This is a genomic window from Lentimicrobium sp. S6 (assembly GCF_013166635.1).
In the GTDB taxonomy this organism is placed as follows: domain Bacteria; phylum Bacteroidota; class Bacteroidia; order Bacteroidales; family UBA12170; genus UBA12170.
In genome coordinates this window covers 97,429-122,832 of record NZ_JABKBZ010000001.1, presented here as the reverse complement: position 1 = coordinate 122,832, position 25,404 = coordinate 97,429, and the positions used below count along the sequence as shown (strand labels likewise).

Here is a 25,404-nt window from a genome sequence, read left to right as displayed (position 1 = left end):
TTCAATCCTTCTCTCATTTTCTTCTACAGTTGATACAATGCTTTAATGATAGAATTTTTGCTCTTTCCTTCATTCAATCATTCCCTACTTTTATCATTCATTTTCTACCATACTTCCGATAATAAAAAAAAGCAGCAAATCCACCCAACAAAGAAAATACTACTAACATCCAAAATACATGTTGATGGCCTCTTAAACCGGGTGAACTATCGAGCAAATGCCCCATAATAGGACCAATAAATATATCTGGAGCATATCCAACTAAAGAAATAAGGCCTACAGCAGTTCCTGTGAGAATGACGGGGATATTTCCCTTTTCCATAAGGGCAAAATATAAGGATCGAGCTGCATATACCCCTGTTGATAATACCAATATGGAGAGAATAAAGAGTAAGCTTACCGATGCTGTAATGAATCCCATGGCAATTGCTAAAGAGGCAAGAAGAGTAAGTCCAAAGCTGATGATAACAAGAAAAGTGCTTTCCATTCTATCTGACAAAAGACCAACTAAAACTCCAATGATCATGCGCATAAAAAGCAAGAAAGTTCCTATTTGTGCTGATTTCACATGGTCGTAAAGCATGACATCTTGTGCATAGAGAGAAATAATATCGGTCACTTTATAACCCACATAAGCACATAGAATAATCATCATCAATAACCAAACTGAAGGCAAACGTAAAACTTCTTTGATTTGGGAGATTTGGATTTTCTCTATACTTATTTCCTTTTCTATTTGACGATCGAGTTTCATGAAAAACCATACAAAAACACCCACCACAGCTACAATAATAGAAGAGTATAGGATGACTTGTTTTAGCGCTTTTCTTGTTTCTTCAGCATCTGACATTTGAATATTATCACCCAGAAGCAAAGAAAAAATAAGTAAGCCCAGCGCACCAAATAAAGCACCTACTAGTCCTCTACCACCATCTAAAAAGCCAAATGCTTTTCCTTGTGAGGTGGAACCTCCCCATACTCGTGCTGCTTTAATCATGGGAGCCCAAAACAAGAAAATAGTGGTAAATCCCCAATATGCATACAGCACTGTTAATCCAGTATATCCCGGGATTTGATAATAATAGACTCCTCCAAATGCCGTTAACCAAAGTGCAATGGCAATTAATTTTCTAGGAGGGTATTTATCGGCAAGAGGCCCACCAAAGAAGTAGGAAAAGAATGAAATTATACCTAGGATAGAAAAGCAATAGCCGAGTTCTAGGTTGCTTAAATCAAAGACTTCTAGCACTGCAGGTCGGAATACTCTAACGATGATAAAAGGAACTACAAAAACAGATTCACCAGCTAAAATGAGTAAAACGAGATAATACCATGGCGGTCTTTTTTGCTTCATTGCTATCGTTTAGGTTTTTATGCTTTCAAATATATTGATTTTGTTTTATTTGAAACAGGGTCTGTCTAAACTTTTAGACAGCTCCTGTTTAAATCAAATAGCTTTGGGGATTTAAAACCAAACCGTGGTAACAGTCTGACTTATGGTAAAACTTGTTTCTAAACTACCGCCAGAAAAAGTTCCTCCTTGATACAAACCATTTTCTTCGTCACCAGTGCAAGTACCACCGGTATATACATTATAACTTATCCCATTTTGCAAATTTGAAGATGAAAAAATAATAGAGTAATAGCTTCTTAGTGGAGCAAATGTGACTATTTGATTTCCTTCGTTGTCTTCTATGTGGATTAGGGTATTTGCACTAAGGGCTTGAGTGGTTCTCAATAGTAGAGAATTTTGATTTGAGCTGCTACTGGCTCCTTCTGTCATATTCGAACTGGTTCCTGAGATGATTAAAAAACCACCATCAATTAGTTTATCACCATTCACATCCATGCCTACTTCTGGAGCAGATTGAGGGCCATGTACTATTAATTCTCCTCCATTGATTTCAAAATCACCATTGCTATCCACAGCGTCTCCGCCAATAGCATTTATCATGGTATAACCTCCATTGATTTGTAGTAAACTACCATCATTTCCTTCACCACCATCACCAAAGGTGGCATTAAAACCATCGTCTTCACTATGCAATTCCAAATTGCCATTATTTACTGTAATATATGGAGCTTCTAATGCTTCTACAGATCCTAATACTTGCAGGTTTCCATTTTCAATGGTGATGGCTTCATCGGCTTTTATACCGTCATCGGCAGATTCAATAATGATTTCACCGTTATTGATGGTTACTTCGCTATCGCAAGTGATGGCCTTAGCTTCATCATAATCTCCGCTTCCTCCACCAGGGCCTCCTCCTCCGCCACCTTGTTGAATGACGATACTACTGCCAGTAGTGGTCACATTTACATTAGGAATATTAGTATCATCTCCGATGTTTAGGTTACCATCTATAGAAATGCCTTTTCCTCCATCGCCAGAATTAGAAAGCTCTATGTTCCCACTAAGAATTTCCATATCCCCATCTACATTAAAACAAGTTCCATGATAGGCATCATCGTCACCATCTTCATTGGTATAAAGGTCACCATCACCAGTATTAGTGATGAGGATATCAGCGTTTTCAATAAGCATATTTCCATCACATGAGAATCCTCTACCAGCCTCACCATTCGACTCTATTTCGATGAGTGCATTAGAAATACTGATTTCTGTTCCACCATCAATAGCTGTGCAATACGAAGCATCATATCCTGAACCTGAAGGTTCTAAGACAGCATCTCCAGAAGTTTCAATATTGATTTCCATATTATCAATGATTAATTCATAATCGGAAGATATGCCTTTAGATTGATCTCCTTGTATATTGAGATGAATGCTACCACCTAAGAGATACATGCTCGTATCCGATTTCATGGCTTTCACATCGTTTTGAGTGCTGGTAATATCTAAAACACCAGCTAGCATTTTGAGAATATCATTTCCGGCATCTATACCATCGCCCCCTACAGCTTCAATACTTACATCTCCTCCAGACATAAAGAAACCATTTTTTCCATGCAATCCATCTTTGGCTGCTGAATTAATAAGTATATTTCCTTCACTGATGATGAGTTCATCATCGCTTCGAATGGCATGTTGATCGGAACCCAAACTATTGACTGTTAAACTTCCTCCGCCAATAAACTCTAAATCCCCTTCACTAAATAAAGTTGCTTTTTGATCCTCCTCTTCATTATTGGCATTTACAGCGGCTGCAGCATAATCTGTTCCATCGGTCAAAATATTTGTGCTTCCATAAACCAAATTGAGTCTACATTTTTTTTCACTTTGAATATTGATGGCTGGCCAATCAGAATTATAAATATCTACTCCATTTAACAGTAAATTGAATCGTTTATCGGAATATATTTTAAACATGCCCTCCTCCGTATTTCCAGAAAGAACATAGTTGATATCTTTGGTATCGGCTTCGGTAGTTACCGTAACATCTGCTCCATTTACTTCAATATTTACTCCTAAATCCTCCATTGGGTTTATAATATTCACCGATTGTTGATCGTAGCTAATAAATATGGTGTTGTCGGTACTGATGTCGAAACTCACACTGTCAATGTCATCGGTATAGTAAGAAACTAAATCATTAATGAGTTGAAAATAAATAACATCAGAATCTTCATTAAAATACATGCTATCGGTATCTGATATCAAGTATTCATCATTATAATTCTCAGTATGAACGGTCATGGTATTTTGAGCCCATAAATTAAAATTGAGTAGGGCTAATAAGCTGATTATAAATAGTCTTCTCATAATTTAATGAATTTATAGGTTTGATTGGAAATACGAAGAAAGTAAACCCCAGTAACTAAACTTGAAATATCAATGATATCTGAAGAGGAATTTAAGCTTGATTGTAAAACCTCTATTCCATGTAATGAATAAATACTAAATATAGTTTTATCCAATGGAGCATTTAATATTTGGATAAAATCACTTGCCGGATTTGGATAAATTTCCAATGTATTAGTGAGTTCATTGATGCTGTTCACAGCAGTTGTTGTGTCGAAATATAATTTCTTAATAGATATTAGGTTTAAAGATCTGGACGATTGATCTAGCCTACTGATAACAAAGTTATTCTTAGGAAAACTTATATGATCTATTGAAGCTATATGCTCTGTTATAGTTTGTTCACTATTGGTTTCAATAATGATTTGTTGCCCAAAAGAATGTAAAAAGAATAAGCTCAAAAATAGGCTTATAAAAATGGTTTTGGTTTTCATTAAGTTTTTTTTAGTAAAAAATAGTTTTCAAAAGTATATATTAGGCAGATAATCACAGAAAGAAATCTACGAAAAGTATGGTTTTGACCTTGAAAAGCTCAATTTTATCAACGAAGCTGATAGGACAAATACATACTTTTATTTAGTCCGCGGATTATCACAAATTAAGGCGAATTTCAGACAATGGCTAGAAAAGCTGACCCTTGTCTAAAAATAAAACTGTGAAAACTAATTCAGTGAGTTTGCTTCGCTTCGGTTAGTGGAATTAGTACATAGGTTTTCTTTTTTAGTTACTAATCAGTAAGAATTACTATAGTTTAATTTTCCCTGATTTCCCCAACAGCTGACGCTTCGGTTAATGACGATGCTATCATTATCGCTACATTCATCGTAGCGGACAGCATCGTTCCGGCCCAAGGGGAGTCAGGGAAAAGATTCAGCAAAATGATTAGATTGAAAAATTTGATATTCTATTCTAATTTGATTTTTGAAACTAAAATCTGATTTTTTTGGCTCCCCACGGGGAAGGGGCAAAACAAAAAAATCATTTATTATGGGCGACTACAGTAAATTGACACTTGACTGATTAGTAACCTTTTTTATAATAGATGTCAATATTAAATCTTGAAAGTAATTGTAAGTTTGCTCTAAATCAAGCAGATCGGCAGCTTGCATTAAAGTATACTTTTATAAGGAGAGGCGAAAGGGGATCATGAAAAGAGTAAACTTAGGATAATTATCGAGCTAAAGGAAATTTCAATGTAAAGCATGTTCCTGCTCCGTCTTTACTTTCTACTTTTAATTTACCATGATGAATCTCGATAAGGTCATTAACAATACTTAAGCCTAAGCCCGTTCCTCTCTCTTTTCTCAAACCGGTTTTACTTTTAATTGATCTGTCATTTGTTTGTAAGGCCTTTAAAACCCCTGGTATCATACCAGTTCCTGAATCAGTGATTTTAATGATTAGATGATATTTTTCTTTATTGGTTGAAATAGTGATGTTTCCTCCTTCGGGAGTATATTTAAAGGCATTGGTTAAAAGGTTTTCTAGAATTATTTTGACGATATTGGGGTCTAATGTCACTGGCTCTTCTATTTCATTTTTTACCTCCAACTGAACTTTGTATTTTGTAGTTTTTGGGAGATATAATTCTTCTAATTCATGAAGCAGTTCGGATAGTTTTATATTTTCAGGTCTATAATGAATCTTTCCACTTTGTGATAAGGACCAATTTAATAAAGTAGTTAATTGCTTATAGCCTTCAAGAGAGGCTTTATGGATTAATGCAGCATGAATGTGAGCTTCGCTATAATCTTTTTCTTCAATAGAGGAGACCAGGATATCACTAAAACCGATAAGGGTATTAAAGGGGTTTTTTAAGTCATGGGAAATCACTGAAAAGAGCTTATCTTTAGTTTGATTCATTTCTTTTAGCTTCTGATTTATCTTTTTATTGATTCGGTATTGATAAAGGATGACTAAAATAATGAGAACCATAATTATAATGGTAATGAGTAATGCTTTCTTTTCTTTTTCATCATATTCAAGCTGTTGTTCCGATTGAAATAATTCTTGCTGAATCATGAAGTTTTGTTCCAGTTCATTCACAATTTCAAATTGTTGAGCACTTAAAATGGAATCATATTGATGGAGGAATAAATCGGAACTCTTTTTTATATTCTTATAATCTCCAAGTATTTTATAAAATTCTAATGCAGAGTTATAGGAATCTATAATTTGAGTATTAACACCTAACTTCTTAGCTATTTTTATGGATTTATCTAAAAACTTGAGCCCCTCTTCTTTACGACCTAGGTGAGCAGATACCAGAGCAATACCAATATAATTATCTAAATAAGCAAATTCATGATTGCTTTCCATATTCCATTGAAGAGCTTTGGTATAATAATCAAGAGCCTGACGATAATCGGCCAATTTATAATATACATTGGCCAAGCCATTTAAACTCCAAGAAACATATCTAAAATCGTCAGAGTCATAACTATATTCCAATGATTGCTGATAAAAGTTTTTAGCTGATTCTAAATCACCAGACTCCTCTAATGTCCTTGCTCTATTAAAAGCTACAAAGCCCATTCTATTGGCAGAGTTGATAGATTTTCTAATTTCTACAGCTTGGTTGAAATATTCTAAAGACAAACTATAATTTTTTTGAGCTCGATGTACCTCTGCAAGATTGATTAATGAAAAAGCAATGCCATCTTCTTTTTTTAATCCTTTGAATATATTATAAGATAGTTCACCATATTTTAAAGCCAAAGGAAGGTTACCATTTAACAGAAATACATCGCCTAAATTATTGTAGGAATAGGCTATTTGAATAGAATCCTTGAATAGGATACTAATTCTCATGGCATTTTGAAAATAAGGTAGGGCTTCTCGGTAATTGTATAAATAGTGTAAATATACGACTCCAACAAAGTTAGAGATTTTTGCTTGCTTATCTGGGTATTGATATTGTTCTGCTAACTCAAGAGCTTGTAATCCAAGTTGTAGAGCGGAATCACTATAGCGATCTCTAAGTTTCCAACACTGATCTCCCAATTCATCAATATATGATGAAGCATTTACTGCTGATGGAAAATCTGCAGATTGTAGTTTCTTATCTTGAGCAAAAGATATTGCACATGATAATATAAGAACAATTAAAATACTTAAGTGCTTGATTTTCATTTTTGAGCGTTATATCATTGATTAAGTGATCAATAAATACTAAGTTACGAATAATTTTTAATTTTTCAAGTTGTTGTTATTTTTCCTTTGGTTTTTTGCAGCCCTATTCATTAAATTTATTGTTGTTAATGTTTTGTAATAGTGTAGATTAAATCGTTTAGAACTTCTAGAAAAGGGAGCTGCTAGAAATGTTCGTTTTTAGTCAACCTAGCTTCTTCTACCCTGTTCATACCATAATCTCGAATCACTCCTGCCACTCGGATTCTATAATCACTAAAAATATGATCACGCCCTTTTGATTGCCCTTCTCTATGTTCCATTAAGTTGCGCCATTGTTCGATAGACTCCTCATTTTGCCAGAATGATAAAGAGAGTATTTTGCTATCATCTTGCAAGCTAGCAAACCTTTCAATAGAAATAAAACCTTCTATGGTTTCTAGTTTCTTCTTTAGTTGTGTAGCTATTTCTAAATATTCTGATCTATATTCTTCTTTTTGATATACTTCGAATAATACGGCAATCATGACTCTGTGTTTTTTATGATTGGCAAATATAGAATCTGAAGAAATAGAAACACATAGGTTGTTTTCAGGATTTATTTAGCAGCAACAGCCTCAAATACTCGCATAAAATTACCACCCCAAATCTTACGAATATCCTCTTCTGAATAACCACGTTTGACTAATTCCAAGGTGATATTCCCCAGTTCAGAAGCATCGTAACAATCTTGCAAACCTCCTCCTCCATCAAAATCGGTACCTATGCCTACATGATCAATTCCTGCAACTTCTACAATATGATCGATATGGTCTACAGCATCAGAAACTGTAGCTAGGTTTGGAGGGAAGTCTACATCTAATTGATACCAATCTCGTAAACCTACTTTACGTTCTTCTTCGGTATAATTGGCCCAGTTGCTATGCTTTTTTCTGAATGCTTTTCTACCTTCTATTCTCTCTGGGCTTTGCTCTAGCTTCTTCACATAATCACTCAAAATACACATTTGAATGACTCCTCCATTTTTGGCTAATGCTTTGAGCATATCGTCAGTCATATTACGTGGATTATCGCATAAAGCACGGGCACAAGAGTGTGAGGCAATCACAGGTTTAGTACTCAATTTCAACACATCGTAAAAAGCAGAATCAGAAGCATGTGATACATCCACCATCATGCCCAACTCATTCATTCTTTCCACAACCTCTTCCCCAAAGGCCGATAAACCATCATATTCTGGTCCAACCTTGTCGGTGGAAGAATCGGAAATATCATTATTATGAGAATGAACAATGGTAATATATCGTGCACCCAAATTGTAGAAATGGTTGATATTATCTAGATTATTCTCGAGGGGATATCCATTTTCTATACATAGGTATATAGCTCGTTTGCCTTTTTTCTCCAGTTGATAACCTTGTTTCGGAGTGGTGGCTATTTTCGCTTTCTTGCTGTTTTTCTTCACCTCTTGATGAGTCGCTTCAAAAATCTGTTCTGCTTTCTCATAAGCTTTGGCATGACCCAAACTATCTCTATCCCCTTGTCCTATAAAAACTGCAAAAAATACCGCATCTAATCCACCTTTTTCCATGCGCGAAATATCTACTTTTCCTTCTCCTTTTCTACCGTCATGTTCTAGTCCAATATCAAAATCCCCATTAAAGAATTTCAAGGGGGTATCAGTATGTGAATCTATAGTAAATACCTTCTCATGTATTTGAGCGGCCTTTTGTTCTATACTTTGACCAAATGAAAATAGCGCGGATCCTGCTAATAGTAAGGTGAAGATTTTATGCATCGTTATATGTTTTATGTGGAACAAAAGTAATAAATAGAATAGATTATTAACCAATTCAAAAACTAAGACATTAAATTTGTCATCTATGCGCTCCAGAGTATTTGTCTTACTACAAAATCTTCCATATTATCATCCGAATTTTTCATCACTTTTACTTTCATACTTAAGCATTTAGCTTTCTTGATAGCTGCATTTACTCACCATATTCCTGAAATTTCATTGATTTCTAAAACTATTGGAAGCGATAACTGTTCAAAAACCCGAGCCCTATATAACTTAATCATCTGAAATTGTGACGAAAACCAAGTACATTCTAGAACTCCTAATAATTAACTCAAGTTGCTAGCAGTCCATTTTATTTAATGTATATGAAAACAAGAACATTATAACTTTAAGAACAAATCCATAAGATGTAACAGCATGGATTTTCTTAGGTAATAAAGTTGAAATTTCACTAAAAGTTGTTTCTACTCGTTTTCTCATACTTTCAATAATATACTCCATATACCTTTCTCTTTTTCGTTTAGAGTTACTTTTTCGAGCAACCAATAGATTTATGTTCTCTGCCTCTTTAAGCATATCTTCAATCTTATAATTGGTATATCCGGAATCAGCATAAATTTTACTTCCTTCAGGTAGATAAAAAGGCATTTGTTTTAAGGCTTCTGAATCATGTTTACTCCCAGGCAGAAAAGTGTACTCAACTGGAATACCGTCAGTTGTTACCAAAACATGTACATTAAACCCATAAAAATACCTACGCATAGTCGCTTTTCTTCCCCGATAAATTTCACCTTGGATAAGTTTTGAACTGGAAATCCGCATATTATCACATGTATGGATTGGAAAACTATCAATTATGTATTCTGATGATATATTTACCTTCTTTATCATTTCAGAGAGTTGGAAAAACAAATCGACTATTAATTCTCTGATTAAATGCAATCGCCTATTAAACCTGCTTTTTGAAAGCATTTTGGGAATCAGTCCTGTAGACTTCATAAAGCAAATGGCTTTTTCTTGGTTTCCTCCAAAATACAGTGCTGATATCAAGGCTGTTGTGATAATCTCAGAATCAATTACTCGCCTGTTTTTGGGTTCTTTATGCTCAATTTCTATTAGTAAATCATCAATTATTGTGTATATTGCTGTCGATTTTTTAATCATATCCTCCAGATTAATTTGTTTCACAGCAACAATTTGGGGGATTTTTTTGTAAAAACATATACTTAACTGATTATCAGGTGTGTTTTGTTAATAAATTTCTTTTTCTTGTTAACATCACAACATCTTCACAATTCCATAAACATTTTAAATCAGCAAGATAAGTAGCAACTTGAGTTAATTAGGATTCAATTTGAATATAGGAGCTTTAGTTTTTTTATATTTACACAAGATTGATGGTTGCTAACCAAGAATGATTATTTGAGTCAATAATATTAAGCATAAACCATTAAAATAATGAAAGTTCATTTTTATTTGATAAATATTAGGCTTGGATAAAGACCGTTTATATCTACTCATGGTACTTTAAAAATCGCTGTGTGAAGTTCAAAAACTGATTAGTAAAAAACATAAAACATGTTCAAAAAAGAAACATATATAAATCGCCGCCAGCAACTGGCAAGAGATGTAGATAAAGGCATCCTACTGTTCATTGGAAATAGCGAAAGCCCCATGAATTATCCCGACAATACCTATCGCTATCGACAAGATTCAAGTTTCAATTATTTCTTTGGCTTGATACACCCAGACTTAGCTGCCATAATCGATGTGGAATCAGGAGAAGAAGTCATTTATGGGGATGATTATACCATTGATCATATCGTTTGGATGGGAAATCAGCCTAGCATCAAAGAAAGAGCATCAAGCTGTGGAATAAACAAAACAGCCAACACAGCTCAATTGGTTCAAGACCTTCAAAAAGCACAAACTGCCAGAAGACCCATTCATTTCTTGCCATTATATAGAGGAGACAGTAAAATTAAGCTATTTGAGTATTTGGGCATTAAGCCTTCCGAAATACCAGAAAAGCACAGTCTCGAATTCGTAAAAGCAGTGATCAAACAAAGAAACTATAAATCAGCGGAGGAGGTCGCTGAGATAGATAAGGCCTGTGATATAACTGTGGATATGCATTTGGCCGCCATGCGCTCTACTCATCCTGGTATCTTAGAAGCACAAGTAGCAGCAGAAGTAGAAAAGATAGCTTTAGCTCATGACGGTTGTGTGAGTTTCCCTGTGATTGCCACCATCAACGGACAAACATTACACAATCACTATCATGGAAATACCATTCAAGATGGGCAGATGTTTCTTTTAGATGCTGGTGCCGAAACAGCCTCTGGATATGCTGGAGATATGTCCAGTACTTTTCCGGTTGGGAAAACATTTACTACTCGCCAAAAAGAGATTTACCAGGTGGCACTCAATGCTCACGAAGCCGCAATTGCCATGCTAAAACCAGGTATTCCATTTAAAGAAGTATATTACGAATCGGCCAGAGAGGTATTAAGAGGAATGAAAGATTTGGGCTTTGTAAAAGGCGATGTTCATGAAGCCGCTGCTGCTGGTGCTCATGCCATGTTCTTTCCTTGCGGATTAGGCCATATGATGGGAATGGATGTGCACGATATGGAAGATCTAGGCGAGCAATATGTGGGTTATGATAATGAAGAGAAAAGCACACAGTTTGGGCCTAAGTCACTTCGTTTGGGTCGTAAATTAGAACCCGGATTCGTTCTAACCATTGAGCCTGGCATCTATTTTATTCCACAACTCATCGATTTATGGAAAAAGGAAAGAAGATTCGAGGAATTCTTGAATTATGACAAAATAAACGAATATCGCGACTTTGGTGGATGTAGAAACGAAGAAGATTTCTTGATTACCGAAGATGCTTATCAGCTATTGGGAAAACCATTACCAAAGACCATTAAGGATGTAGAGAGTGAACGCTTAAAAGCTTTTTAATATTCAACCCAAAAGGTAACAAAGGACAACACTAGGGTATAAAAGGATTTTACTTATTTACCTTCGTGTTGTACATTAGGTCCTTAGTGGTAAAAACAAAATAAACAATGCGAATCATTTCTGCCGAAATCATCGAAAAATCCATTCCACCTTCTCTATGGATAAACACCATGGAGGAGGCTTTATTAGCTAATGAAAAAGAAGACTATGTCACACCAAATCGTATGCATGTAATGGTTCAAGAGAATACACTTCTACTTATGCCATCTGTTGGTCCTAAAAACTATGCCACCAAATTAGTCTCAGTTTTTCCCGGAAATAAAAACCTCAAGAAAGCGTTAATACAAGGCATAGTGATTTTAAATGACGGAGAAACTGGAGAAGGTTTAGCATTATTGAATGGAAGCCAATTAACGGCCATGAGAACCTCTGCTATTGCAGCTATTGGACTTAGATATTTAAGCCCTGAAAACACCAATAGCCTAGGAATTGTCGGAGGAGGATTTCAAGGAAAACATCTAGCTTGGTTTGCTTCCGAAGAAAGACCCATTGAAAAGATTTATTTAATGGATTATTCTGAGGAGGTCATAACCGACTTTATCATTTTTATTAAAAACAAAAAGCCTGGAATAGAAGTAGTGGTTTGTAAGGATGCACAAGAATTATTAAGCAAAACGAGTTTGGTGTTCACAGCCACAAGTTCTAGTCAACCTGTTTTACCAAACCATGCAGAATTGCTTAAAAACAAATGCATAATAGGTGTGGGCTCCTATAAACCAGAGATGCGAGAATTTCCCGAGGCACTCTATCCTCTCGTCAACGAAATTTGGATTGATGCAGAACACGGTAAACAAGAAACTGGTGATTTAATATATCCACAAGAACAAGCTTTAATAGACTCCTCAAAAATCAGGACGATTAGCAAATTGATAGGAAAATGCAAACTCACAAAAGGAACCAGAATCTACAAAACTGTAGGACTAGCTACCTTCGATCTTTTTGCTGCTCAAATGGTCTACGATTATTGTAAAAAAGAAAATTTAGGAGTTGAAGTTGAATTATAAAGCTCTTTGCGACTCTGCGCCTTTGCGTGAAAAAAAATGAAAATGAAAAATCTAAAAAACTGGAAATACCAGCCACCCAAAAACTGGCTCAACATCAAAACCATAGACCTTCACACTGGCGGAGAACCCCTGCGAGTACTCTATGATGGAATCCCAGAACTCAAAGGAAATAGCATCCTCGAAAAAAGAAGATATTTCAAAGAAAACTGGGACCATATTCGTACAGGTACCATGTTTGAGCCTCGAGGTCATGCCGACATGTATGGTGCTTTTATCACAGAACCCATCACTGAGCATGCCGACTTTGGAACTTTCTTCATCCATAACGAAGGTTATTCTACCATGTGTGGCCATGCTATTATAGCTCTTACCAAACTGGTGTTCGATACCGAATTGATAGAAAAAGAAGGCAACGAACCAGAGCTTATCATCGATGCTCCTCCAGGATTAATCCGCTCCAAAGCCTTTAGAAAAAACGGGAAAGTTGAAAAGGTTTCCTTCTTGAATGTTCCATCTTTTCTATTGCTCAGAGATAAAGAAGTTCAGGTAGAAGGTATAGGAAAAGTCAAATTCGATGTGGCCTATGGAGGTGCTTTTTACGCCTTTGTAGATGCTGACGAATTGGGCATCGGAATGTTGGAAGAAAATTATAATCAACTCATAGATTGGGGCCGGAAAATAAAACATGCCGTCATGAAAAACTTCGACATTAAGCACCCTTTCGAGGAAGATTTGAGTTTTCTCTATGGAACTATCTTTACCGGAAAAGCTCAGAACCCAGTTCATCACAGTAGGAATATTTGCATTTTTGCAGATGGAGAAGTCGATCGATCTTCTACAGGCTCAGGAGTAAGTGCAAGAGCAGCGCTACACCATGCCAAAGGAGAATTAGAGGAGGGTCAAAAAATCACCATCGAGAGTATTCTAGGAACTACCATGGATGTGGAAATAAAAGAGTTAACAAGCTATGGCCCATATAAAGCTGTGGTACCAGAAGTTAGCGGAACTGCTCATATTACAGGTCAACATGAGTTTTACTTTGACCCTGAGGATCCTTTACGCGAGGGTTTTATCTTTCGGTAGTTTTATATCATACCAAGCCGCTAGGACTCATAGGATTTAGAATTATTATTAGTAATTAAGCCACAATGCATTAAACATTAGCAATTTGATGACAGAAAATGAAGTGGCAAAAATAATCGTTAATACATGTTTTCAAATCCACAAATGACCGAAATTATTCCCACAAGAAGGATATCGGATATAATGTGAAGTTGGTTTATATGGCTCCTAGGATCGTCTATAGTACCGAAAATGCTTAATAGATTCTTAGTCGTCTTCACAATTATTATTTGTATGATTATCAGTACAATATAACATTTTTATCTGATTCGGTTAAGTTATATATTATTTATTTTTGCACATTTTTATCAAAAAAAGTGTGCGTTTGCCCTGTGGGGACCAAGCTTCTTATGTAAGGAGGATTCAAAATTCTTTTTAACTTTACAGGATAAAATCCAATATTATGGCGTCATCACTAGCTCATAACAGTATTTTGCATCATGTGACGGGCAATTCTGTTTATATTAACGATATTCCACTTCCAGAAGGAAGTCTCCATGCATTTCCTTTTTATTCTAGTATTTCTCACGGTAGAATTGTGAGTATCAATTGCCATGAAGCGAGAAAGCAAAAAGGCGTGCACAGCATCATGAATTATACAGAAATCCCCGGTGTGAATCAGATGGGGCCTGTGGTTCATGATGAAGTTTGTTTGGCTGAAGATCACGTTGAATTTGTTGGACAAGTGATTGCTTTAATTGCTGCAGAAAGTCGTGAGATTGCAATAAAAGCTTCAAAGCTGATTGATATTGAATATGAAGAATTGGGATCGGTGGTATTGGTAAAAAGAGCCATAGAAAAGGGAGTGATGCTAAAACCCGCCCGTAAAATGGAAACCGGAAACATTGAGGAGGGTTTGAAAAAATCAACAATGCAATTAGAAGGAGAGTTTTATAGTAATGGTCAGGAGCATTGGTATTTAGAAACTCAGACAGCACTTTGTATTCCACTGGAAGGCAAGGAAATGAAAGTATATGCTAGTACTCAACATCCTTCAGAAACTCAGGCTATTGTTGCGGAGGTTTTGGGTATTCCAAGGCATTTGATAGAGGTGGAAGTGAAAAGAATGGGTGGTGCTTTTGGAGGCAAAGAGACTCAAGCCAATCATATTGCGGCTTGGACAGCGCTCTTGGCTCGTAAAACGGGCAAGCCTGTAAAGATGCACCTCGATAGGGATACCGACCAGATTATTACGGGCAAGCGACATGCTTTTTATTCAGAATATAAAGTAGGTTTTGATGAGGACGGCATGCTTCACGCTTTGGATGTGAAACTGCATTCTAATGGTGGTGCTGCTTTGGATTTGAGTATGGCGATTATGGAAAGAGCTTTATTTCATATGGACAATGCTTATTATATCCCCAACTTGAAAGTGCTTGGTCATGCTTGGAAAACCAATCAACCACCCAATACGGCTTTTAGAGGTTTTGGAGGTCCACAGTCTATTGCATTAATAGAGAATATTATAGATAGAATAGCTAGGCAATTAAAGATAGACTCCTCCGAAATTAGAAGAAGGAATTTCTATAGTTCGGGAGAAAAGAATATTACCCATTACGATCAGAAACTTGGAAAAAATCCTTTGGCTGCCATCTATGAGGAAATCATGGAAACTGCTGAATATGAGAAGAGAAGAGAAGATATAAATATTTTTAATAGTCAGAACAAGTGGAAAAAAAGAGGCATGAGTTTGGTTCCTGTAAAATTTGGAATTTCTTTCACTACTTCTTTCTTAAATCAGGCTGGTGCTTTGGTTCATATTTATCAGGATGGTTCGGTGATGGTGAATCATGGTGGCACAGAAATGGGACAAGGCTTACATACAAAGATGCGACGAATTGCTGCTGATACTTTTGGGATTTCTACTGAAAAGGTACTCATAAGTGCCACCAACACTTCTAAGGTCCCAAATACTTCCGCTACTGCAGCTTCCTCTGGTACCGACCTCAATGGTAAGGCAGTAGAAAATGCTTGCCTTACACTAAAGAAAAGACTGGAGGATTCTTTTATGGAGAAATTTGAGCTTCATCATTCGGGTGATATTCGCTTCGAAAAAAATAATATAACGGCAGGTAGAGCTAGAATGAGTTTTGCGGAATTAGTGATGCATTCCTATCTTCAGCAGGTGAGTTTGAGTAGTACAGGTTATTATAGAACTCCAGATATTAAGTTTGATAGAGAAAAGGGAAAAGGGACTCCATTTTACTATTTTGCTTATGGCATGTCCATCTCCGAAGTGGAGTTAGATGTGTTCACTGGAAAGCATGAGTTGCTCCGTACGGATATACTTCATGATGTGGGAGAATCCATCAATCCATTAATCGACAAAGGGCAAATTGAAGGTGCCTTTGTACAAGGTTTGGGTTGGGTGACTACTGAAGAACTACGCTATGATGAAAAAGGGCATTTGCTCACCCATTCTCCTGATACCTATAAGATTCCAACGATGGATGATATTCCTAAGGATTTTAGAGTGGCTTTTACTAAGGATACAGCCAATCCCAATAATATTAAGAGGAGTAAGGCGGTAGGGGAGCCACCCTTTATTCATGGGCTTTCGGTTTGGTTGGCATTGAAAGATGCGATTTCAGCAGTTTATAATCACAAAAAAGAACCCCGATTAGATATTCCGGCTACTCATGAGGCTATTGTTTTATGTTTGGATGGGATGAAGAGATAGAGAGATTCTAGTGTTTGTCATATCTTATTTGGATACCACAAAGCCACACCTTAAAGGTCAGAAAACACAACTATTCTTCTTTTTAATACCTTACTAAAATTGATTACTTTTGCCACCTTTTATGGAAGAATATCAAATACATCGCTTTTCAAATGGACTAAAACTAGTTCATCAGCAGATTAGTCAAGATCAGACTGTTGCTCATTTAGGCCTCATTATAAATACAGGTTCTAGAGACGAGCTGAAAAAAGAAAATGGCTTGGCTCATTTTATTGAGCATGTTATTTTTAAAGGCACTAAGAAACGTAAAGCCTATCATGTTCTAAGTCGTTTGGAGGATGTTGGAGCTGAGCTTACTGCCTATACCTCTAAAGAAGAGACCGTATTACAAGCCGCCTTCCTTTATCAGCATTACGAGCGTAGCTTAGAATTAATGGCAGATATCATTATCAATTCTACTTTTCCACAAAAAGAGCTTGACAAAGAGAAAGAAGTAGTGATAGATGAGATCAACTCCTATAAAGATACACCTTCAGAGCAAATATTTGATGACTTCGACTGGCTCTTATTTCCGAACCATCCTCTAGGAAATAATATTTTAGGTACTAAAGCCAAAGTCAGAAAGTATACTCAAGAAAATGTACTTCAATTTGTAAAGAAGCATTATAGAGCCAGCGATATGGTTATCTCCTCAGTAGGTAATGTTGAAATGGATAAACTCGTCAAGCTTATCGAGAAACATTTTGCAGATTTACCTAATGGAGGAAATACTAAGCATAGAAAAGCACCAGAAGCCTATGAGGCCGTTGAAATTAATAAGAAAAGAAGAGTTTATCAAGCACACTGCATGATAGGTACTCGTGCCTATTCCATACAGGATGAAAAAAGAATCGCCTTTAGCCTCCTCAATAATTATCTTGGCGGCCCAGGTCTCAACAGTCGTCTAAACTTAGGTATTAGAGAGAAATATGGTTTTACTTATAATTTGGAATCTAATTTCACAGCATTAACCGATACGGGGCATTTTTCCATTTACCTAGGTACTGATGAATTATATTTGGATAAAACCATAGAATTAGTGCACAAAGAATTGAGGATGCTAAGAGACACCAAACTCGGTCCACAGCAATTAAAAAAGGCGAAACAACAACTGATTGGCCAAATTGCCATTTCAGAAGAAAGCAATGCCAACAAAATGCTAGGAAACGGTAGAAGCCTTTTAAGCTTTGATAAAGTGAGTAATTTAAATGCCATCAATAAGAAAATAGACGCACTCACTTCAGATATGATTATTGAAGTAGCCAATGAGATATTCGAACCCAAGCAATTGAGCATGTTAATATATCAATAAAATGAACTTATTACCGGATTCCATAGAAAATTATATCAATGATCATTCTAGCCAAGAAGATCAATTATTATACGAATTATATAGAGAAACCAACCTGAAAACCACCCATCCTCGCATGCTATCGGGATCGGTACAGGGACAATTTCTGCAAATGCTGGCTAATTTAATTCATGCAGAAAGTATACTCGAGATTGGTACTTTTACTGGATATTCTGCAATCTGCTTAGCTAGAGGAATGAAAGCTGAAGGTAAACTTCATACCATCGATATAAAAGAAGAGTTTTCCGACATAGCCAATAAGTATATAAAGAGAGCTGGTTTTGAAAACAAAATCACGCAACATATTGGTGATGCCCTGGATATTATCCCGCAAATTAATGAGGAATTCGACCTCATATTTATAGATGCCGATAAGTTGAATTACCCCAAATACTTCGAATTGGTAGCTGAAAAAATGAGTACAGGAGGCCTACTAATTGTAGACAATGTATTATGGTCGGGAAAAGTGGTTAAAAAATTAAAGACTGCAGATAAAGATACTAGAGGTGTTTTAGAATTCAATAAGAAGATTCAGGAGGATGGTAGATTTGAGAATACGCTTATCCCATTGAGAGATGGACTGATGTTGGCTCGCAAAAAATAATCCCTAAATTTGCCAAGCAAGATTTCAGAATATTATAGCTATTAAAACCCAGAATATGTCGAAATTATATATTATACCTACACCCATTGGAAACTTAGAAGACATGACCTTTAGGGCCATCAGAATTCTACAGGAAGTGGATTTAATTTTGGCAGAAGATACCAGAACTTCTGGCAAGCTATTGAAACATTACGACATAAAAACCCCATCACAGTCGCATCATATACATAATGAACACCGCAGTATTGAGTCTTTAGTTTCTCGTATACAAACCGGAACCACTATGGCCTTAATTAGCGATGCTGGGACGCCCGCCATTTCTGACCCTGGATTTTTATTGGTTAGAGCTTGCGTGCAAAATAATATTGAAGTGGATTGCTTACCAGGAGCTACTGCGCTTATCCCTGCTCTCGTTAACTCAGGCCTTCCCAACGATCGCTTTCACTTCGAAGGATTTCTTCCTCACAAAAAAGGCCGACACACCCGATTACTATTTCTTGCCGAAATGGAAAGTACCATCATCTTATATGAATCTCCGCATCGCTTGATAAAAGCTCTCAAGCAATTTGTTGAATATTTTGGGGAGGATAGACAAATTAGCGTGTCTAGAGAAATCAGCAAACTTCACGAAGAAACAGTAAGAGGAAGTGTAAAAGAAGTAATAGAGGTTTACGAGTCGAGACCTAGTGTGAAGGGTGAGATTGTTATTGTAATTGGAGGAAAAAATTAGGTCTAGCCTTTATTTTTAAAAGAAAAACATCCGCGAATTACCACTGATTAACTTTGTGTTTTTATTTATCAATTTGTTTGCTTCGAAGTATAATGCCATGATTGCTAGTCAGTGATATCTCTATGCCTATAGCATGTAAGAATCCTCAATTACGCCTTTTAATTAGTTACATTCCTACGACAGCCTTGCCAAGTAGACAGAAAGCTTATCGGCCATCCCTTTAAATTCGAGGAATTCGCATTCGGGGTTTCTATCGTTTTAGTTATAAATATTTTCTTTACCTTTGGGTTAAATTTTTCACTTATGTTAAACCATCTATCAGACTATCAGCTTCTCTATTTAGATATAGAGACGGTAAGTGCCTATCCCAGCTATTTTGATATGCCAGAACGCATCAGGCTATTATGGGATAAAAAAGCCAAAACCTTAAATTATAAAGGCGACCAAAAACCCATGGATTTATTCAATCGTTCGGGCATTTATGCCGAATTTGGAAAAATCGTTTGCATTTCGGTGGGCTATGTGGTTAAAAGCAGCCATAGGCTCAGAATTAAAAGTTATTATAGCGATGACGAGTCCAAATTACTGTATGAATTTGGGGAATTACTGAATCAGCATTTCAATTCACCCAAACATCTCATGGTGGCTCATAATGGCAAAGAATTTGATTTTCCTTATATCGCTAGACGAATGCTCGTCAACGGATTGGAACTCCCCTCACTATTAGACATCGCAGGTAAAAAGCCTTGGGAAATCAGGCATATCGATACCCTTGAACTTTGGAAGTTTGGCGATTATAAGCATTTCACTTCTTTAGATTTATTGACTGCTATTTTCGACATACCCTCCCCTAAAGCCGATATTAATGGCAGCCAAGTGAATGAGGTTTACTGGAAAGAAAATAATTTAAAGCGCATTGCAGAATATTGCCAAAATGATGTTCTTGCTATCGTTCAGTTACTCAACCGATATCGAGGGCAGAATTTGTTTTTAGAGGAGAATATTGAGTTTGTAGCTTTGGAGGAGATAGAATAACTTGTTTTATTTGAGTATGCTAAGATTGAAAATATTACCTTAATGAATAACAAACTTCATCAGATGATAATTCTATGTAAAACCTATGATTTATGATAAATATTAATAGTTTTTTAGGGGCTGTTTATTATTTTAAGATATCGAATGATTAGTATTTCATGCTAAATTAATTAAGCAATACTGAAAACCTCATGGTATACAATGAGGCCTTAGCTAGGTGATTTTAGTAAAGATAAAACACACAAGGCTTAGCAGTGAAAAAACGATATTTTTGTGCTACAGATGAATAAATCATCTGCTGTTAAAAACACAATATATCATGAAAAACAACTTAGCAATTCTACTACTGATGTTAGCACAACTAACATTTGCTCAAGATATCACGACCTTCCCCTATACCACTTCATTCGAAGAAATAGAGCAGGGTGGAGTGGAAGAATATCCTGAAGGATGGACTTCAGAAGATTTAAACATAAATCCATTTACCAATCAGGCTTGGCGCAGCATAAAAAATTCAAGTACTAGCGAAAATGCACATACTGGCGAAACTGCAATTCATATGTTGAGCCATTTTTCGGAAACCAATAACGATTGGCTTTATACGCCAAGTATAGAAATGGAAGCAGGCGAAGTTTATACCCTTAAGTTCTGGTATACCGCAAAAATACTTCAAGGTTCTATAGAAAAAATAAAAGTACATATAGCTGGAGAAAACAATGCGCTAGCCATGTTAGAAAATACAGAGCTTTGGATTGATGATAACGTAGATGAGGATTTATGGAAACAGGCAGAAATCAATTATATAGCAGCAGAAACAGGAATGTTTTATTTTGGCTTTCATTATTTTAGCGATGAATTGAGTTTTGTATTTATTATTGATGATGTTGAAATTGATGGACCTACTATTTCTGGCATCCAAACTCAAGAAGAGCTCAAGTTCCAAGTTTTAGGGAATCCTGCTCAGTCTGAAATTAAAATAGCGGTACAAGCAAAGCAAAACATTGTTGCCCATTTATATAGCATAGATGGGAGCTTGATAAGAACTCAAAAGATAGCCAAAGGAAGCACAGAACTTCATATGAATATTTCTGATATCCCACAAGGGACTTATTTTTTGAATATACTAGGCAATAAGCGTTCAAAAGTGGAAAAAATAATAATTTCAAGATAATACGGTTACCTAATTAAATAGGGACTCTTAGTAATCAATAGGTATTACCAAGGGTCTTTTTATAGGTATTAATGCTATAAGGTTGATCAAATTAAGACCCTTGCATATCTTAATATGTTATTACATGCAATATTTCACCAAGATTCTTGTTAGTTATGGGAAGCTTAATATCTTTGCCTCTAATTGAAAAACCTAAATGATCAGAATTCGAAATATTATCATTATCATAGTCATTCTTATGTTTTTAGGAGCTTGTGCCTCTAGTCCTAAGGGAATGCGAAAAAAAAGAAAGAAAAAGAATTGCGATTGCCCTTCCTTTGGACATTTGAGTTTTCCTGCTCAACAAACGTATTATTTGCAAGCCTAAGTATTCTATGTTAGCGCAGAAACATCGAGAAATATTGGCCAAACACTTGCCAGAAAATGCTTTGGGATTATTTATGAATTATATCAATGAACATCCCATTAATCTAAAAATTACCAATGCTCGATCTACCAAACTGGGAGACTTCAAAGCTCCATTTCATGGTCATCCAGCTAGAATTTCTGTTAATGGTGATTTAAACCCCTATTCTTTTTTAATCACCTTAATTCATGAGTTAGCGCATTGGGTGATCTGGAAAAAACATAAAAACTTCCGAATTATTAAACCACATGGAAACGAATGGAAAACAGAATATAAAGCTTTGATGGAGCCTTATCTAACTAATTATATTTTTCCTGAACCTTTATTTTCCGTTTATAGAAAACATATGCTCAACCCCAAAGCTAGTTCTAGTTCCGATATTCATTTAATGAAAGAGCTGAAAAAACTAGATCTCAGAGCAAGCCAACCCATTTTAGCTGACCTAAATCTAGGTGATGACTTTCAGTTTAGAGGAGCTCATTTTCAAATTTTGAAGAAAAACAGAACCCGATTTCTTTGCCAGGAAAAGAGAAGCAAAAGAAACTTCCTCATTCATGCCATGGCAGAGGTTGTTCCCCAATAAGTCTACATTTGTGTAATCAATTACAAGAAGCTATATTTGCCAAATCAAATTTATTATTTTTTTAAAGGATAAAAGATGAGTACCCCCTATAATTTCGCACTAATTGGAGCTGCTGGCTATATTGCTCCACGACATCTAAAAGCCATCAAAGAAACCAATAACAACTTGGTTGCTGCACTTGATAAATTCGACAGTGTGGGAGTCATGGATAGTTATTTTCCTAATTCCGATTTTTTTACTGAGCCAGAGCGTTTCGACCGTCACCTGGATAAATTGCGACGAATGGACAAAGGAAGAGAAGTGAATTATGTAAGCATCTGTTCTCCTAACTATTTACACGATTCTCATATTCGTTTGGCTTTACGAAATGATGCACATGCCATTTGTGAAAAACCTATAGTTCTGAATCCGTGGAATGTGGACGCCTTGCAAACATTAGAAAATGAAACAGGGAAAAATATTTATACCATCCTCCAATTACGTCTTCATCCGTCAATTATAGCCTTGAAGAAACAAGTTGAAGAGGGGCCAAAAGACAAAATCTATGATATAGATCTCAGTTATATCACATCTCGTGGTCGCTGGTATCATATCAGTTGGAAAGGAGATATTGAAAAGTCAGGAGGAGTAGCTACCAATATTGGTGTCCATTTCTTCGATATGCTGAGTTGGGTTTTTGGTGATGTGAAAGAAAATATGGTTCACTGCCTTGAAACGGACAAAGCTTCTGGATATCTAGAGTATGAAAAAGCCCGAGTAAGATGGTTTCTAAGTATTGATGAAGCTGATATTCCTGCCGATGTAAGAGCTTCTGGTCAAAGAACATTCAGATCAATCACTATTGAAGGAAAAGAAATAGAATTCAGTGGTGGCTTTACCGATCTCCACACCCTGAGTTATCAGGATATTTTAAATGGTGGAGGTTTCAGACTAGAAGAAGCTAGAAACAGCATCAATACAGTCTTTCATATTAGAAACAGTAAGCCAATGGGTAAACGAGGTGATTATCACCCTTTCCTCAGAGATGCTGGTTGTAAATAAACTTCTATCATGATATCCTATCAATGGTATGCCATTTATACCCGTTCGCGCGGTGAAAAAGTAACCGCAAAGTTATTGAGCGACCAAGGTATTGAAGTATATCTTCCCTTGCAAAGAAAATTACGTCAATGGAGCGATAGAAAAAAGTGGGTAGAAGTTCCTTATATCAATTCCTACGTTTTTGTAAAAGCTAGTGAAAAAGAGTATTATGATATTTTAAATACTCAAGGAGTTGTCCGCTATGTTACCTTTAATGGTAAAGCAGCCTCTATCCCCGATGTGCAAATTGAGGCCATGAAAAGGGTACTGTCTTCTGATACACATGTTACTTTTAGTGGTCATATATTTAGAAAAGGCGAAATGGTTCTTATTGAAAAAGGAGCTTTAATGGGGTACCAAGGCGAAGTCGTTTTGGATAGCGACGGTAAGAAAAAGGTGATGATTAGAATTGGAGAAATTGGTATTTCAATGATGGTACAATTGGAATTAAATGACTTAAAAAAAATAGATTCCTAAATCTATATTCATCTTCAGCTCGCTGGGAATACTATAGAAAAAATAGTTCCCTCTCTCTGCTCGATATCTTTTTCCTGAATTATGAACTTCATAAAAGCATAGCAACTAAATCAGCCGAAATATGACTATTCTTTTAAAAAATGATAAAACTTATTACCGTTATCAGTTAGTTTAACTCCTAATTAACACACCCACCTTTCGTTTTTCATTACATTAGCTTTCTAAATCTAAATGAGTCATTATGAAAAAGTTATTGTATATTGTTCTAGGGATTATTGCCCTGTTTTTTGTTATAGCAGCTTTTGCACCTAAGGAGTATTCGGTGGTAAGATCTGTTGAAGTTAACCAATCTCTTCCTGTTACCTTCGACTATGTAAAGCATCTTAAAAACCAAGATGAATATAGTAAATGGGCTATGGTAGATCCGAATATGAAGAAATCTTTCAGAGGTACTGATGGAACTGTTGGCTTTGTTTCTCGTTGGGAAAGCGAAGATGAAAATGTAGGTATTGGAGAACAAGAAATTATAAAAATTGAGGAGGGTAAACGAGTAGATTTCGAGTTAAGATTTGAATCTCCATGGGAATCAGTTTCTCCTGCATATATGTCAACCGAAAGCATAAATGCAAATACAACCAAAGTAGTTTGGGGATTTGAAGGTCATATGGATTACCCATCTAATATCATGCTTTTATTTATGGATATGGAAGAAATGCTAGGTGGTGATTTACAAACAGGTTTAGATAACCTTAAGAAAAACTTGGAATAAGGATGGCTAAATACGAGCTTAAAACTAAGTTGAATGATAAGGACGTGATTGCATTTTTAGAGAAAATAGAAGATGAAAAAAAAAGATCTGATAGCTTTGAGCTTTTGGATCTTTTTACAAAAATCACAATGGCTGAGCCTAAAATGTGGGGAGAGAATATCATTGGGTTTGGTAGTTATCATTATAAATACGAATCGGGGCAAGAAGGGCAATGGTTTAAAATTGGATTTTCACCAAGAAAAGCAAAGTTTAGTCTTTATGTGATGAGTGGCTTTGATTATCTAAAACCTTATCTTGACCAATTAGGAAAACACAAAATTGGAAAATCTTGCCTTTATGTAAATAAGCTTGCAGACATTGATAAAAATATCCTTGAAAACCTAGTGCTCGAATCTTTTAATCATTTAATATCAGAGGTTTAATTCCAAATAGAGTTTCGGATGATTTGAGTTTGTTCAGATTGCACAGTTGTTTTTCTTTAAGATTATGTAAATTCATACCAGGATTATCATTCTTTTTGGTCATTAGTATTTAAGTTATTTGTAAATCGTCGCATCTATAGAATCCTGAAACTTTGATTTTTAAAAAAGTTGTTGCTGTAACCAAAATGCCAGGTTAACATCTAATAAT

Annotated in this window: 21 protein-coding genes; 14 read left to right on the top strand and 7 right to left on the bottom strand. The window is 35.9% G+C overall.

Annotated elements, in window-relative coordinates; genetic code table 11:
* Nucleotides 1–97: 97 nt before the first annotated feature.
* The 7 genes from HNS40_RS00550 to HNS40_RS00520 all read right to left on the bottom strand — a co-directional run bounded on the left by HNS40_RS00550 (nt 98) and on the right by HNS40_RS00520 (nt 9,857).
* Entirely contained in the window at nt 98–1,354 is a 1,257-nt protein-coding gene (locus HNS40_RS00550; RefSeq protein WP_172276122.1) for a nitrate/nitrite transporter, read from the bottom strand.
* Nucleotides 1,355–1,465: 111 nt separating this feature from the next.
* Nucleotides 1,466–3,724: a carbohydrate-binding domain-containing protein gene (locus HNS40_RS00545; RefSeq protein WP_172276120.1), complete on the bottom strand. Its 2,259-nt coding sequence runs from the start codon at nt 3,722–3,724 to the stop codon at nt 1,466–1,468.
* A complete protein-coding gene (locus HNS40_RS00540) occupies nt 3,721–4,197 on the bottom strand; it encodes a T9SS type A sorting domain-containing protein (protein ID WP_172276118.1) in 477 nt (158 codons plus the stop codon). Before HNS40_RS00540 ends, HNS40_RS00545 begins: the two co-directional genes overlap by 4 nt.
* Before the next feature lie 736 nt (nt 4,198–4,933).
* The gene (locus HNS40_RS00535; protein ID WP_172276116.1) at nt 4,934–6,895 is read right to left on the bottom strand and encodes a tetratricopeptide repeat-containing sensor histidine kinase; all 1,962 of its coding nucleotides are present in this window, start codon (nt 6,893–6,895) and stop codon (nt 4,934–4,936) included.
* A 182-nt stretch (nt 6,896–7,077) separates the two neighbouring features.
* Nucleotides 7,078–7,419, bottom strand: coding sequence for an antibiotic biosynthesis monooxygenase (locus HNS40_RS00530; protein WP_172276114.1), 342 nt, complete (start codon nt 7,417–7,419; stop codon nt 7,078–7,080).
* Between the two features lie 71 nt (nt 7,420–7,490).
* On the bottom strand, nt 7,491–8,690 hold the full coding sequence (locus HNS40_RS00525) for a dipeptidase (protein WP_172276112.1): 1,200 nt from the start codon (nt 8,688–8,690) through the stop codon (nt 7,491–7,493).
* 342 nt (nt 8,691–9,032) lie between these two features.
* Nucleotides 9,033–9,857, bottom strand: coding sequence for an IS982 family transposase (locus HNS40_RS00520; protein WP_172276330.1), 825 nt, complete (start codon nt 9,855–9,857; stop codon nt 9,033–9,035).
* A 414-nt stretch (nt 9,858–10,271) separates the two neighbouring features.
* On the opposite strand from HNS40_RS00520, the gene HNS40_RS00515 reads away from it, so the two are divergent.
* The 14 genes from HNS40_RS00515 (at nt 10,272) to HNS40_RS00450 (ending at nt 25,196) form a co-directional block, all read left to right on the top strand.
* Nucleotides 10,272–11,663, top strand: coding sequence for an aminopeptidase P family protein (locus HNS40_RS00515; protein WP_172276110.1), 1,392 nt, complete (start codon nt 10,272–10,274; stop codon nt 11,661–11,663).
* 107 nt (nt 11,664–11,770) lie between these two features.
* A complete protein-coding gene (locus tag HNS40_RS00510) occupies nt 11,771–12,727 on the top strand; it encodes an ornithine cyclodeaminase family protein (RefSeq protein WP_172276108.1) in 957 nt (318 codons plus the stop codon).
* Nucleotides 12,728–12,769: 42 nt separating this feature from the next.
* On the top strand, nt 12,770–13,810 hold the full coding sequence (locus tag HNS40_RS00505) for a proline racemase family protein (protein WP_216664144.1): 1,041 nt from the start codon (nt 12,770–12,772) through the stop codon (nt 13,808–13,810).
* Between the two features lie 442 nt (nt 13,811–14,252).
* A complete protein-coding gene (xdhB, locus tag HNS40_RS00500; RefSeq protein ID WP_172276104.1) occupies nt 14,253–16,529 on the top strand; it encodes a xanthine dehydrogenase molybdopterin binding subunit in 2,277 nt (758 codons plus the stop codon).
* 109 nt (nt 16,530–16,638) lie between these two features.
* On the top strand, nt 16,639–17,880 hold the full coding sequence (locus tag HNS40_RS00495; protein ID WP_253916190.1) for a pitrilysin family protein: 1,242 nt from the start codon (nt 16,639–16,641) through the stop codon (nt 17,878–17,880).
* Between the two features lies 1 nt (nt 17,881).
* Entirely contained in the window at nt 17,882–18,523 is a 642-nt protein-coding gene (locus tag HNS40_RS00490; protein WP_172276102.1) for an O-methyltransferase, read from the top strand.
* Between the two features lie 55 nt (nt 18,524–18,578).
* Complete coding sequence (rsmI, locus tag HNS40_RS00485; protein WP_172276100.1) at nt 18,579–19,253, top strand: 16S rRNA (cytidine(1402)-2'-O)-methyltransferase; 675 nt, start codon at nt 18,579–18,581, stop codon at nt 19,251–19,253.
* A 303-nt stretch (nt 19,254–19,556) separates the two neighbouring features.
* Entirely contained in the window at nt 19,557–20,288 is a 732-nt protein-coding gene (locus tag HNS40_RS00480) for a 3'-5' exonuclease (RefSeq protein ID WP_172276098.1), read from the top strand.
* 319 nt (nt 20,289–20,607) lie between these two features.
* Nucleotides 20,608–21,459 carry a T9SS-dependent choice-of-anchor J family protein gene (locus tag HNS40_RS00475; protein WP_172276096.1) on the top strand — a complete coding sequence of 284 codons (852 nt, stop codon included), beginning with the start codon at nt 20,608–20,610 and terminating at the stop codon, nt 21,457–21,459.
* A 374-nt stretch (nt 21,460–21,833) separates the two neighbouring features.
* On the top strand, nt 21,834–22,448 hold the full coding sequence (locus HNS40_RS00470) for a sprT domain-containing protein (protein WP_172276094.1): 615 nt from the start codon (nt 21,834–21,836) through the stop codon (nt 22,446–22,448).
* A 75-nt stretch (nt 22,449–22,523) separates the two neighbouring features.
* Entirely contained in the window at nt 22,524–23,489 is a 966-nt protein-coding gene (locus HNS40_RS00465; protein WP_172276092.1) for a Gfo/Idh/MocA family protein, read from the top strand.
* Between the two features lie 9 nt (nt 23,490–23,498).
* The gene (locus HNS40_RS00460; RefSeq protein ID WP_172276090.1) at nt 23,499–24,005 is read left to right on the top strand and encodes a UpxY family transcription antiterminator; all 507 of its coding nucleotides are present in this window, start codon (nt 23,499–23,501) and stop codon (nt 24,003–24,005) included.
* A gap of 241 nt (nt 24,006–24,246) precedes the next feature.
* Nucleotides 24,247–24,774 carry an SRPBCC family protein gene (locus HNS40_RS00455; RefSeq protein WP_172276088.1) on the top strand — a complete coding sequence of 176 codons (528 nt, stop codon included), beginning with the start codon at nt 24,247–24,249 and terminating at the stop codon, nt 24,772–24,774.
* 2 nt (nt 24,775–24,776) lie between these two features.
* The gene (locus tag HNS40_RS00450; RefSeq protein ID WP_172276086.1) at nt 24,777–25,196 is read left to right on the top strand and encodes a DUF1801 domain-containing protein; all 420 of its coding nucleotides are present in this window, start codon (nt 24,777–24,779) and stop codon (nt 25,194–25,196) included.
* Nucleotides 25,197–25,404: the final 208 nt, after the last annotated feature.

Coding starts and splice junctions, on each gene's coding strand:
- HNS40_RS00455 (WP_172276088.1), top strand. CDS start 24,247: ATGAAAAAGTTATTGTATATTGTTCTAGGGATTATTGCCCTGTTTTTT.
- HNS40_RS00490 (WP_172276102.1), top strand. CDS start 17,882: ATGAACTTATTACCGGATTCCATAGAAAATTATATCAATGATCATTCT.
- HNS40_RS00465 (WP_172276092.1), top strand. CDS start 22,524: ATGAGTACCCCCTATAATTTCGCACTAATTGGAGCTGCTGGCTATATT.
- xdhB (WP_172276104.1), top strand. CDS start 14,253: ATGGCGTCATCACTAGCTCATAACAGTATTTTGCATCATGTGACGGGC.
- HNS40_RS00475 (WP_172276096.1), top strand. CDS start 20,608: ATGAAAAACAACTTAGCAATTCTACTACTGATGTTAGCACAACTAACA.
- HNS40_RS00520 (WP_172276330.1), bottom strand. CDS start 9,857: ATGATTAAAAAATCGACAGCAATATACACAATAATTGATGATTTACTA.
- HNS40_RS00525 (WP_172276112.1), bottom strand. CDS start 8,690: ATGCATAAAATCTTCACCTTACTATTAGCAGGATCCGCGCTATTTTCA.
- HNS40_RS00480 (WP_172276098.1), top strand. CDS start 19,557: ATGTTAAACCATCTATCAGACTATCAGCTTCTCTATTTAGATATAGAG.
- HNS40_RS00515 (WP_172276110.1), top strand. CDS start 10,272: ATGTTCAAAAAAGAAACATATATAAATCGCCGCCAGCAACTGGCAAGA.
- HNS40_RS00530 (WP_172276114.1), bottom strand. CDS start 7,419: ATGATTGCCGTATTATTCGAAGTATATCAAAAAGAAGAATATAGATCA.
- HNS40_RS00540 (WP_172276118.1), bottom strand. CDS start 4,197: ATGAAAACCAAAACCATTTTTATAAGCCTATTTTTGAGCTTATTCTTT.
- rsmI (WP_172276100.1), top strand. CDS start 18,579: ATGTCGAAATTATATATTATACCTACACCCATTGGAAACTTAGAAGAC.
- HNS40_RS00450 (WP_172276086.1), top strand. CDS start 24,777: ATGGCTAAATACGAGCTTAAAACTAAGTTGAATGATAAGGACGTGATT.
- HNS40_RS00545 (WP_172276120.1), bottom strand. CDS start 3,724: ATGAGAAGACTATTTATAATCAGCTTATTAGCCCTACTCAATTTTAAT.
- HNS40_RS00535 (WP_172276116.1), bottom strand. CDS start 6,895: ATGAAAATCAAGCACTTAAGTATTTTAATTGTTCTTATATTATCATGT.
- HNS40_RS00505 (WP_216664144.1), top strand. CDS start 12,770: ATGAAAAATCTAAAAAACTGGAAATACCAGCCACCCAAAAACTGGCTC.
- HNS40_RS00510 (WP_172276108.1), top strand. CDS start 11,771: ATGCGAATCATTTCTGCCGAAATCATCGAAAAATCCATTCCACCTTCT.
- HNS40_RS00470 (WP_172276094.1), top strand. CDS start 21,834: ATGTTAGCGCAGAAACATCGAGAAATATTGGCCAAACACTTGCCAGAA.
- HNS40_RS00460 (WP_172276090.1), top strand. CDS start 23,499: ATGATATCCTATCAATGGTATGCCATTTATACCCGTTCGCGCGGTGAA.
- HNS40_RS00550 (WP_172276122.1), bottom strand. CDS start 1,354: ATGAAGCAAAAAAGACCGCCATGGTATTATCTCGTTTTACTCATTTTA.